Annotated in this window: 10 protein-coding genes and 1 tRNA gene; 5 read left to right on the top strand and 6 right to left on the bottom strand. The window is 35.3% G+C overall.

Annotated features, from left to right (window positions below; translation table 11 throughout):
- Positions 1-49 precede the first annotated feature (49 nt).
- Positions 50-661, bottom strand: a complete 612-nt coding sequence (locus tag QS62_RS08220) for a riboflavin synthase (RefSeq protein WP_066108633.1) — start codon at positions 659-661, stop codon at positions 50-52.
- A gap of 74 nt (positions 662-735) precedes the next feature.
- On the opposite strand from QS62_RS08220, the gene QS62_RS08215 reads away from it, so the two are divergent.
- Both QS62_RS08215 and QS62_RS08210 read left to right on the top strand, forming a co-directional pair.
- Positions 736-2124, top strand: coding sequence for an MATE family efflux transporter (locus QS62_RS08215; RefSeq protein ID WP_066108630.1), 1389 nt, complete (start codon positions 736-738; stop codon positions 2122-2124).
- 27 nt (positions 2125-2151) lie between these two features.
- Positions 2152-3198 carry a Gfo/Idh/MocA family oxidoreductase gene (locus QS62_RS08210; RefSeq protein WP_066108627.1) on the top strand — a complete coding sequence of 349 codons (1047 nt, stop codon included), beginning with the start codon at positions 2152-2154 and terminating at the stop codon, positions 3196-3198.
- A gap of 296 nt (positions 3199-3494) precedes the next feature.
- Here the strand turns inward: QS62_RS08210 and QS62_RS08205 are convergent, their stop codons facing one another.
- A complete protein-coding gene (locus QS62_RS08205; RefSeq protein ID WP_082966163.1) occupies positions 3495-4703 on the bottom strand; it encodes an ROK family protein in 1209 nt (402 codons plus the stop codon).
- A gap of 261 nt (positions 4704-4964) precedes the next feature.
- On the opposite strand from QS62_RS08205, the gene asnS reads away from it, so the two are divergent.
- Complete coding sequence (gene asnS / locus QS62_RS08200; RefSeq protein WP_066108622.1) at positions 4965-6368, top strand: asparagine--tRNA ligase; 1404 nt, start codon at positions 4965-4967, stop codon at positions 6366-6368.
- A 118-nt stretch (positions 6369-6486) separates the two neighbouring features.
- Complete coding sequence (locus QS62_RS08195) at positions 6487-7095, top strand: glutathione S-transferase (protein WP_066108617.1); 609 nt, start codon at positions 6487-6489, stop codon at positions 7093-7095.
- 226 nt (positions 7096-7321) lie between these two features.
- Here QS62_RS08195 and QS62_RS08190 read toward each other — a convergent pair.
- The 4 genes from QS62_RS08190 to smrB form a co-directional block, all read right to left on the bottom strand.
- Positions 7322-7398 (bottom strand) — tRNA-Val (locus tag QS62_RS08190).
- 124 nt (positions 7399-7522) lie between these two features.
- Positions 7523-8512: a nickel/cobalt transporter gene (locus tag QS62_RS08185; protein WP_066108614.1), complete on the bottom strand. Its 990-nt coding sequence runs from the start codon at positions 8510-8512 to the stop codon at positions 7523-7525.
- Positions 8503-9075, bottom strand: coding sequence for a DUF1007 family protein (locus QS62_RS08180; protein ID WP_197496285.1), 573 nt, complete (start codon positions 9073-9075; stop codon positions 8503-8505). Before QS62_RS08180 ends, QS62_RS08185 begins: the two co-directional genes overlap by 10 nt.
- 52 nt (positions 9076-9127) lie before the next feature.
- Positions 9128-9652: an endonuclease SmrB gene (gene smrB / locus QS62_RS08175; protein ID WP_082966162.1), complete on the bottom strand. Its 525-nt coding sequence runs from the start codon at positions 9650-9652 to the stop codon at positions 9128-9130.
- Between the two features lie 106 nt (positions 9653-9758).
- On the opposite strand from smrB, the gene prmB reads away from it, so the two are divergent.
- The gene (prmB, locus tag QS62_RS08170; protein WP_066108602.1) at positions 9759-10721 is read left to right on the top strand and encodes a 50S ribosomal protein L3 N(5)-glutamine methyltransferase; all 963 of its coding nucleotides are present in this window, start codon (positions 9759-9761) and stop codon (positions 10719-10721) included.
- Positions 10722-10730 lie beyond the last annotated feature (9 nt).

Below are 10730 nucleotides of genomic sequence, written 5' to 3'. Positions count from 1 at the left end.
TTGTCTATTAGACCAATTACTTTGCCTTCTTTTTTATGGTTGATCTGTATTATTTTTGCTGACTTAAATAACGTTCTACGGTATCCACTACTGCCTGTGTTTGTGAATCAAGCTCAATATTCACTTTATCGTTCAATTGTTTTTGTCCAATAGTGGTACGTTGTAACGTTTCAGGAATTAGATTGACACAAAAAGACTGCTCTTTTACTGCACCAATGGTCAAACTAATCCCGTCTACTGCAACATAACCTTTGGTTAAGATATATTTCATTACTTCTGTATTAGGTAATTTAAACCAAATTTGGCAATTGTTCTCAGAACGAATAATATCCGCAACAGTAGCAGTACAATAAACATGGCCAGATAATAGATGACCACCGACTTCGTCACCAATTTTCATTGCACGTTCTATATTGATTTCATCACCGACCTGTAAATCCCCTAAATTAGTAACTTTTAAGGTTTCTTGCATCAAATCAAAACTAATAAGATCGTGATTAATCGCGGTAACAGTTAAGCAGACACCATTATGAGCTACTGATGCGCCTAACGTTAAACCATCCAATAAATCCTGTGGCATTTTTATAATGTGTGTTCTAAAATTATCTTTCGCTTTAATTTCTTGGATTTTCGCTTTTCCTTGAATAATTCCTGTAAACATAATTTTTTTTCCTTAATCAAACTCTGTATTTTAGAAAAGGCAACTAACTATAAATCACAAATGTCGGACATTCTATGACAAATTGGCAAAGATATAAAACACAAATTATAGAACTGATCAAACTAGCCACACCTATTTTAATTGCTCAAGTGGCACAAAATTCGATGGGATTAACAGATACGATAATGGCTGGACGTGTGAGCGCAAAAGATATGGCAGCAATTTCTGTTGGTGCATCGATTTGGTTTCCATTATTGTTATTCGGACAAGGTTTATTACTCTCATTACCACCGACCATTTCTTATTTAAATGGATCTGGTAAACGTAATTTAATTGCACATCAAGTACGTCAAGGTTCTTGGATTGCAGTTGCTATCAGTATTCCTATTGCACTGATTATTTATAATAGTCGTTTTATTATTGACTATATGCAAATGGATGCTGAACTGGCCGATATTACCAGTGGATACCTCAAAGTAATGGCATTTGGCGCATTGCCCTATTTATTGATGATTACTTTTCGTTGTTTAAATGATGGTATTGCTAAGACTAAACCGGCAATGGTAATTGCCTTTACCTGTTTGTTATTAAATATTCCATTAAACTATATTTTTATTTATGGTGCGTTAGGGGTTCCCGCATTTGGTGCTATCGGCTGTGGTATTGCAACCATGATTTTAAATTGGGTAGGTTTTATCTTAATGGTGCTCTACTGTTATAAAGCACCAAATCAACAAGATTTAAAGGTCTTTGAATGGGTGATAGAAAAACCGAACTATAAAACCTTGAGTAAACTAGTCCGTCTTGGTTTCCCAATTGCGGTATCTATTTGTTGTGAAGTACTGTTGTTCTGCATTATTTCGTTATTGATTTCACCGTTTGGTGCGGAAATTATTGCTAGTCATCAAATTGCTTTAAATACCAGTTCTTTCATTTATATGTTACCAATGTCTATTGCTATGGCGACGACTATTTTGGTTGGACAAAGTTTGGGAGCAGGTAAACCGGCAAAAGCTAGACAAGTTACTTTTTGTGCATTAGGACTAGGTTTATTTATAACGTTATTTACTGCATCAATTACCTTAACGTTTCGTGAAAAGATTGCGCATATTTTTGTTAGTGATGCCGAGGTAATTATTATGGCTTCCAGCTTGCTGATTTTCGCTGCAATTTATCAATTTTCCGATACGATTCAGTCAATTATTGGCGGCGCATTGCGCGGTTATAAAGATACAAAATCAGTGTTATGGATTTCATTATTTAGCTATTGGATGATCGGTATGCCGGTTGGTTACGTTTTAGGTTTAACGGATTGGATTACTGCGCCAATGACAGCAAAAGGATTTTGGATTGGCTTTGTAGTTTGTTTGACGACAGCGGCCTGCTTGTTATTCCTACGTTTACGTCATATTCAGAAATTACCAGATGATCTTCTATTGATGAAATTAGATAAGATTAAATAGTATTAAATTGATTAGGAGAATTAATTAATGCAACAACAAGTTATTCGTGTTGGTATTGCTGGCTTTGGTATGTCAGCAAATGTTTTTCATTTACCTTTTTTAGTACGTGATTCACGTTTTAATGTGGTTAAAATTTTTGAACGTAGCAGTAATAAAGCCGCTGCGAAATATCCACATATTCAAACAGTACGTCAATTTACTGAATTATTAACAGACGATGTTGATTTAGTAATTATTACCACCCCTAATTTGACACATTACAGTTTAACTAAACAAGCCATTCTAGCTGGTAAGCATGTGATTGTAGAAAAACCATTAAGTGTTACTGCACAAGAGGCACAAGAGTTAGCTGAGTTGGCAGAAAAACATCAAGTAAAATTATCTGTTTACCAAAACCGTCGTTGGGATAATGGTGTATTAACGGTAAAACAGATTTTAGAGAGCAAATTGCTTGGTGATATTGTGGATTATGAAGTGCATTATGATCGTTATTCACCAACTAAAAATAGCAAAGCATGGAAAGAAACGGGCGAGCGAGGTGTAGGACTAGTATATGACTTAGGAGTGCATCTGATTGATCAAGTGGTTCATTTATTCGGTTTACCACAAGCACTTTATGCTGATTTACGTTGTCAGAATCAAGGTTCGCTAAACGAGGACAATTTCCAAATTAATTTCTACTATGCCGATAAAAAAGTCATTATGTCAGCAAGTAAATATGTGCGCGAAAAAGGGCCGGTTATAGCAATGCATGGTACGCTGGGTTCTTATGTAAAATATGAATTGGATAATCAAGAAGCACTACTCTTGTCCGGTGTGGAACCAAAAGGAGATTGGAATAAAGAACCACAAGAAAAATGGGGAATCTTAAATACCGAAGTTAATGATGTGCATATTCGGACTCAATTGGAAACGGTGTCTGGTAATTATCAAGCTTATTATGACAACATTTATGCTGCACTTACTGAAAATGAGCCATTAAAAGTTACTGCATTTCAGGCAGCTGAAGTTTTAGCTTTAATTGAAAAAGTGTATCAAAGTGCAGAAACTGGACAAAAAATCGTTCTTAAATAATTGATAACCAATTGATTTTTATTATAAAAATAAAATATTTAAAATTTTTTAAAAATTTTTCAGTTTTTTTTGAACTTTTTATTTTTTCGCGAGTCTTAGTAACCGCTAGTGACTGCAAATGCGTAAGCAAATGTTTTTTTTATTTTATTCATTGAAACCTCCCCCTGTTTCCTAGTGGAACAGGGGTTTTTCTTTTCTATTATGAATGAATATCTTCTTCCCAACGTTTTTAATAAATAGATAAAAAATTACCTCGACAATGCGAGGCAATTTTGTGTGTGAGCTACAATTTATACTTACTTTAACAATGAACCAATGAGATCACCGTTATATAAATATTTCTTTACCATTGCGCTGGCAACTACTGCATTGTTCTGTGCGTAGTGTCCAGTGATAATATCGACTTGATGTTGATCGAGTAACAAGTTTTCATTTAATTTTTGTTTTAAGTGCTCAACAAAAATCGCATTAGCTCCCAGATAACTTGAATTGATCATAATTTTATCTGATGAAAAAATATTAACGAGATTCATCAACACATAAGAAATACCATCAGCAACATAATGTAAAATGGCAATTGCTTGTTGATTGCCTTCATTCGCTAATTCACAGAGATACTGAATTTTTTGATCATTATCTTCCAATTCGTTTGGTAGTAAATGATTGACTAATTTGTAAATAGCAGAATAAGTGACATGATGTTGTAATTGTTGTGCATCTTCAGGTAATAGATCTTGGCTAATAATTTCAGCTAATGGATTCAACATTGGTAAACAGACACGATCAATATTCATTCTTTGTTGTTTACTACCTTGAATCATTTTTCCTTTGATAGATACACTCATGTTGATGACATCATCAACTTGCAGAAAGATAACATTATCGCTACTAATCGCTGCACCTAAACTCGATTCAGCAAAAACCCATGCAGCAAAATATTCTGACAAAATAATTGGTAAATTAAAGGCTGAGCTAAGTGTTTCTTGTAATTCAATATCTAGTACAGACTGTCCTAAACGTTCTATACCTGTTTGTTGACGGTTTAACTGCCCTTCAATTGCCACAGAAAGCGCAAAAGTTTGAATGATTTTATGCTGAAATTCTTCTTGAAAGGCTCGAATATTATCAATCAATAAGTTAGCTAGTTGTGGATGTTGTTTAGGTAAAATAGGATAGGCTTTTGATTTAACAGTTTTACCGTTAAGTTCGCAGAGAAAAATGGTCATTTCTCTTTCACTTAATACCACACATAACGATTGCCAATGGAAAGGTGAAATAGCCAAACCAACTGCAGGACGCCCTCTAACAATTGGCGTTTGTGTAGTACGTTCTATCACTAATTTTAAATCAATTAAATCTCGGGTGAAATTAGTTATGCTGGCTGGCGCTAATCCTGAAATTTTTGATAAATCAATCCGTGAAATTAAATCAAATTGTTCAATTAAACGATAAATTGTACCCAAATGTTGTAATTTTTGTGGTGAATTCATTAACTGCTTTGTCATAATACTCACATTAACAGCGACATTAAAACTGCCCGACTCCATAAGATCATAAATTTATGTTGTTATACGAATTTTTTGCCTTTCTCTCAAGTGATTTGGATCAATTTTGAGAAAAATCTCACAATTTATTTTTTAAAATAAATTTTAATTTTAAAAATTTATTGATAAAGTCTATTCGTTTCTACTTTGCAAGTTTATCGATGTAGCAAAGTATTGTAGAATGACGCGTCTAACAAAAAACAATAATTCATTGAGGTTTCTATGACACAAGTTAAATCAGTTGCCGAAATCCTAAAAGGTGACGTAGCGATCGGTGCGTCCACAGTTGTTCGTGGTTGGGCACGTACTAGACGTGATTCAAAGGCAGGAGTTTCTTTCCTATCCGTTTATGATGGTTCATGCTTCTCTCCAATTCAAATTGTTATCGAACAAACTATTGAAAATTATCAATCAGAAATTTTACGTTTAACCGCAGGTTGTGCTGTCATTGTGACTGGTAAAGTAGTGGAATCACCGGCAGCAGGCCAATCTGTTGAATTATTAGCGGAAAAAGTGGAAGTTTGTGGTTGGGTTGAAGATCCTGATACTTATCCTATGGCAGCAAAACGCCATTCGATTGAATATTTACGTGAAGTGGCTCACTTACGTCCGCGTACCAATTTAATTGGTGCGGTTGCTCGTGTACGCCATTGTTTGGCACAAGCAATCCATCGTTTCTTTAATGAACAAGGTTTCTATTGGGTAGCTACTCCGCTCATTACGGCATCAGATACTGAAGGTGCAGGCGAAATGTTCCGAGTTTCTACCTTAGATCTCACCAATTTGCCAAAAACTGAACAAGGTGAAATTGATTTCAGCCAAGACTTCTTTGGAAAAGAAGCATTCCTCACCGTATCAGGACAATTAAATGGTGAAACCTATGCTTGTGCATTAAGTAAAGTTTATACCTTTGGCCCAACATTCCGCGCGGAAAATTCAAACACTACTCGTCACCTTGCTGAATTCTGGATGGTTGAACCTGAAGTTGCTTTTGCTACTTTGGCAGACAATGCGAAATTAGCAGAAGATATGTTGAAATATGTGTTTAAGGCAGTATTAGCAGAACGTATGGACGATATGGAGTTCTTTGCTAAACATATCGATAGTAGCGTTATTACTCGTTTGCAAGACTTCATTAATTCAGATTTCGCACAAGTTGATTACACTGATGCGATCGAAATTTTGCAACAATCAGGTAAAACTTTTGAATTCCCAGTGGAATGGGGTGTTGACCTCTCTTCTGAACATGAACGTTATTTGGCAGAAGAACACTTTAAATCACCAGTTGTGGTGAAAAACTATCCAAAAGATATTAAAGCATTCTATATGCGTTTAAATGATGATGGTAAAACCGTTGCCGCAATGGATGTTCTTGCACCGGGAATTGGTGAAATTATTGGTGGTTCACAACGTGAAGAGCGTTTAGATATGCTTGATAAACGTATGGAAGAAATGGGACTTAAGAAAGAAGATTATTGGTGGTATCGTGATTTACGCCGTTATGGAACTGTACCACACTCTGGATTTGGTCTTGGCTTTGAACGTTTAATCGTGTATGTGACTGGAGTACAAAATATTCGTGACGTAATTCCATTCCCTCGTTCACCACGAAACGCCGCATTCTAACTTAGAACAAATTGTTATTACGAATAAGCCAAATGAGTTATGCCATTTGGCTTATTTTTTTATCAGAATACAGTAATATTTACTTGGTAATTTCAATTGTAATAACAAGGAGAACATTATGTATTCACTTTATGTTAGCAAACCTCTCTCTTCGTGGTCATTACGTCCTTGGATTTTATTAAAAGAATTAGGCATTCCATTCGAAGATAAAGAAGTGACTTTTTTAGAAGATAGAAAACAACAGCAACAACAATTTTTACAATTTTCACCAACAGCAAAAGTGCCTGTATTACATGATCAAGAACAAATTATTTGGGATAGTCTGGCAATTATTGAATATATTTCGGAAGATTATCCACAGGTGTGGGCAGAAGATCGTTATGCACGAGCTTGGTCACGTAGTGCTTGTGCAGAAATGCATTCTGGATTTGCAAAATTCCGCCAAACTTGTGGTTTTGATCCCTTAGTTCATACCCCGCTTAAAGAAGTTTCGGAGCAAGTTGCAACAGAAATAAAACGTATCAACCAATTATGGCAAGAAGGTTTAAATAGATTTGGTGGGCCTTATTTGGCAGGTAAAAAATTCACAGCTGTTGATACTTTTTTTGTCCCAATTGCCAGTAGAATTGCTACCTATGGTTTAGAAAGCTATTTCAGCGACTCAACCCTTGCTTATCAACAAAAATTATTAGCGTTGGATAGTTTTAAAGGGTGGATAAAAGGATAATTGCTAAGAAATATTTGCTTTTTTGATTTCAGTATCTAATACGAGGCATATAGTAACAAGATTTTTTTCAAGTTTAGCCATCTTGTTACTAAACTTGTTACTAAAAATCGTGGCTAGAGGCGGAATAATGCGAACTATTGCGGAAAGTGAAATAGCTAAAAAGCCTTGTCAGGACTGATTTTTTAAAGGTTTTTCGGAAAGTTACGAATGGTTGCGGAATGATGAATGGTGCGACCGGGTGGACTCGAACCACTGACCCCCACCATGTCAAGGTGGTGCTCTAACCAACTGAGCTACGGTCGCATCGTGAAATGCCCCGCCATTATAGTGTGCAAATAGAGAAAAGCAAACTTTTTTCAAAGTAAAAGAAATTAAGTGCTTAAAAAGGAAACAAAAAATAAGTTGCTACATTAAATAGGCGTTACTCTTATCCAAACAATGCTCTACCGCCACTAATAGGTAATGTTGAGCCATACAATAAAGCGATTCCCATATAGATTAACAACATACTAAAAATCACTTTAACCCAATATGCAATTGCTTGGTTATAACGAGGTTGTAGATACCATTTACTTAATTGAATTGCTCTTGTTCGTGCAAATAATACTAATAAAGCAAAGCCTGTTAAGGTTAAGCCTGTTCCAATCGACATCGCGATAACTGCTAATATGCCATATGAGTATAGTTTCAATAGATATGAGAGAAACAACACTAAAATCGCTCCAGAACAAGGTCTTGCCCCAATACTTAAAATTAACATTAATTGCGATTGCCAATCTTTTGATTGTTGTAACTGTATGGATGATGGCAAATGTTGATGTCCGCAAGAACAATTTTCTGCATGATGTACGTTTATTGGTTGTAATAAATGATGTGTTGATTGTGGTAAGGAATGGCATTTCTTGATAGTAATCTTAGGTGCCTTTTGCAAACGATATTGTTGATAAGTACGCCATAACCACCAAATTCCTAATAAGATCATCAGGCAGAAACTCATTCTCTCTAACCATTGTTGTGATAACTTATAAAAATAGGTTGGTAATTGAAAAATGACAATCACAATCGTGGTTAAAAGGATAGCCACGATACCTTGTACCAATGAAGACAACATCGCCAATGTCATACTTTGTTTTAACTGGCTTTGATTAGTAGTTAAATAACTCGTCAAGATAAATTTGCCATGTCCCGGTCCAACAGCATGAAAAATACCATAGCCAAAACAAAGCAATACCAGAAAGAGTGGTGTATGAGTGTCTGAATGATTGATATTCTGTAATGTGGTGCTAATGGCTTGATGAAACCAGCGCTGAATATTAAAAATAAATTGAAAAACTGAGGGATAAAACAGCATTAAAGTAATAAGTGCTATCCCCATTAACAGTAATATAAAAAGTGTAAGATTGCGAATTAAGGACATGATAAGGTTACCTTTTGTGCAAAGAGGACGCCAAGAGAAGTATCTTCCTCTGCATTTTTATCTAAACTTGCTGCATAATCCTTCATTGTCGGATTTGACTCTGGCTCAATAATTTTCAGCTTGCAAGTGGTTTCTCCCAGAAAACTCACATCTTTTGGTGTTAAATATAGCATCGCAATATAGTAAGTAGGATCATAAACCAATAAGGTTACAGTTTGCCGATTGAGTTCACGAGGCTTACTCAATATCAGATCAAAATTAATTTGTAGCTGTCTTTTATTAATTATTGTTAATTTAGTATTTTCTGGTTGCTTACTATATTTAATTGGATGATGCTTATCATCATAAAAATAGGCAAAATAATGTTGTCCGACAATATTTTGCATAATTTCATTGGTGAGTTGTGCTAATTTTTGCTGTTTATTTTTGCTGGTTTCAATTTCATAAATCACTTCAGACGAAGAAATTTCATCCATTATCCATTGCATTCTAATCCCAGTAAGTTTACCTTGCTCAACTAAAAATTGACTTTTCATATCAATAAAAGCATGTGGATGAGCCATAGCAGTATGGCTTAACAGATAACATATTAAAATCGTAAAAAAATAACGCATCTTAAATGACAACTTCTCCAATATCGACCAAAACTAACAGCGCAGCATCGCCACCCCACTCTTTCGGCGCTTGATGAAAAGCTATCACTTTTGGGTGTTGTACCAACCAGCGTGGAATTTGATTTTTTAGAGTAAAACTACCGTAACCAGTCATAATACAGGCACAAGGTAAATGTTCTTTTTCACAAGCTAGCAAGAGTGCCGCCAATTCTTGTTTTGCTTGCTCTCTAGTTAATCCATGTAAATCTAAAAATAGATCTGGTACAAAATCGCCACGACGAAGTCGTTTTAATAAATAATGATCATCACCTTCACGTAGATAACGGCTGCCTGTTTCATCTAATAATGGTTCATACTCATCAGAAAAATAGAATAACGTATCCTCTTTTTCGCGGAGTTCTCTTTTTTCTTGTTGCTGCTGTTGTAAATTATGTTTACGGTGGAGAGAAAATGTGACAGTGTCTTGTTTTAACGGTTTGACATCTTTAACAAATTCCTGAAATAACGATTGCTCCTGTGAATCCATGATTATCCTCATCAATTTTAATTGGGCGTCATTCTATCACACTACCATCTCTTTCTGAAAATATGGTATAAATAGACCTCTTTTATTTTTATTAACAGTGGATGCTATGACTGAACAACAACTTTTTAATCAAGATATTATCGAAGAAATCCAACTACATTCTCCACTATCAAATTTACATACAATTCAAGATTTTCTGCGTTGGACTTATAGCTATTTCAATGCTTCAGATATTTTTTATGGACATGGTTTTGACAATGCGTGGGATGAAACATTACAACTGGTTTTATCAACATTACATTTACCTTTAGATGTGCCAAGTGAATTATATCAATCTCGTTTAACTGATATTGAAAAACAAAAGCTGTTATCACTTGTGATCGAGCGCATTGAAACTCGTAAACCTGTCGCTTATTTGACACACTCTGCTTGGTTTTGTGGTTTGCAATTTTATGTTGATGAACGAGTTTTAGTGCCACGTTCCCCAATTGGTGAGTTAATTCAAGATGGCTTTACAGGAGTAGTACGCAGCGAACCAAAACGTATTTTGGATATGTGTACTGGTAGCGGTTGTATTGCGATTGCTTGCGCAGATAAATTCCCAAATGCAGAAATTGATGCAGTAGATATTTCTCTTGATGCACTAAATGTGGCGGAAATTAATATTGCCCACCACCATTTAGAACATCAAGTGTTCCCTTTGCAGTCTGATCTTTTTGATAACTTACCACATGATGGTTATGATCTGATTGTTAGCAATCCACCATATGTGGATGCAGAAGATATTGCGGATATGCCAGTCGAGTTTTCTCACGAACCAATTTTAGGATTAGAAGCTGGTCAAGATGGGTTAATCCTAGTGAAACGTATTATTGCGCACGCAGCAGACTATTTAAATGATAATGGTGTGTTAATTTGTGAAGTGGGAAATAGTATGGTGCATCTTGTGGAACAATTTCCAAATGTTCCATTTGAATGGATTAAATTTAAAAATGGTGGCGATGGCGTCTTTATGTTGACAAAACAGCAATTATTGAATGTACAAAGCCAATTTGCGCAATATTTATAATAAACCATA

It is taken from the genome of Gallibacterium salpingitidis (genome assembly GCF_001678495.1).
Taxonomy (GTDB): domain Bacteria; phylum Pseudomonadota; class Gammaproteobacteria; order Enterobacterales; family Pasteurellaceae; genus Gallibacterium; species Gallibacterium salpingitidis.
This window is presented reverse-complemented; position numbering and strand designations above follow the sequence as displayed.

Excerpts from the sequence above, each read along its gene's own strand:
- smrB (WP_082966162.1), bottom strand. The coding sequence starts at position 9,652 with ATGGATTCACAGGAGCAATCGTTATTTCAGGAATTTGTTAAAGATGTC.
- QS62_RS08195 (WP_066108617.1), top strand. The coding sequence starts at position 6,487 with ATGTATTCACTTTATGTTAGCAAACCTCTCTCTTCGTGGTCATTACGT.
- QS62_RS08205 (WP_082966163.1), bottom strand. The coding sequence starts at position 4,703 with ATGACAAAGCAGTTAATGAATTCACCACAAAAATTACAACATTTGGGT.
- prmB (WP_066108602.1), top strand. The coding sequence starts at position 9,759 with ATGACTGAACAACAACTTTTTAATCAAGATATTATCGAAGAAATCCAA.
- asnS (WP_066108622.1), top strand. The coding sequence starts at position 4,965 with ATGACACAAGTTAAATCAGTTGCCGAAATCCTAAAAGGTGACGTAGCG.
- QS62_RS08185 (WP_066108614.1), bottom strand. The coding sequence starts at position 8,512 with ATGTCCTTAATTCGCAATCTTACACTTTTTATATTACTGTTAATGGGG.
- QS62_RS08220 (WP_066108633.1), bottom strand. The coding sequence starts at position 661 with ATGTTTACAGGAATTATTCAAGGAAAAGCGAAAATCCAAGAAATTAAA.
- QS62_RS08215 (WP_066108630.1), top strand. The coding sequence starts at position 736 with ATGACAAATTGGCAAAGATATAAAACACAAATTATAGAACTGATCAAA.
- QS62_RS08210 (WP_066108627.1), top strand. The coding sequence starts at position 2,152 with ATGCAACAACAAGTTATTCGTGTTGGTATTGCTGGCTTTGGTATGTCA.
- QS62_RS08180 (WP_197496285.1), bottom strand. The coding sequence starts at position 9,075 with ATGGCTCATCCACATGCTTTTATTGATATGAAAAGTCAATTTTTAGTT.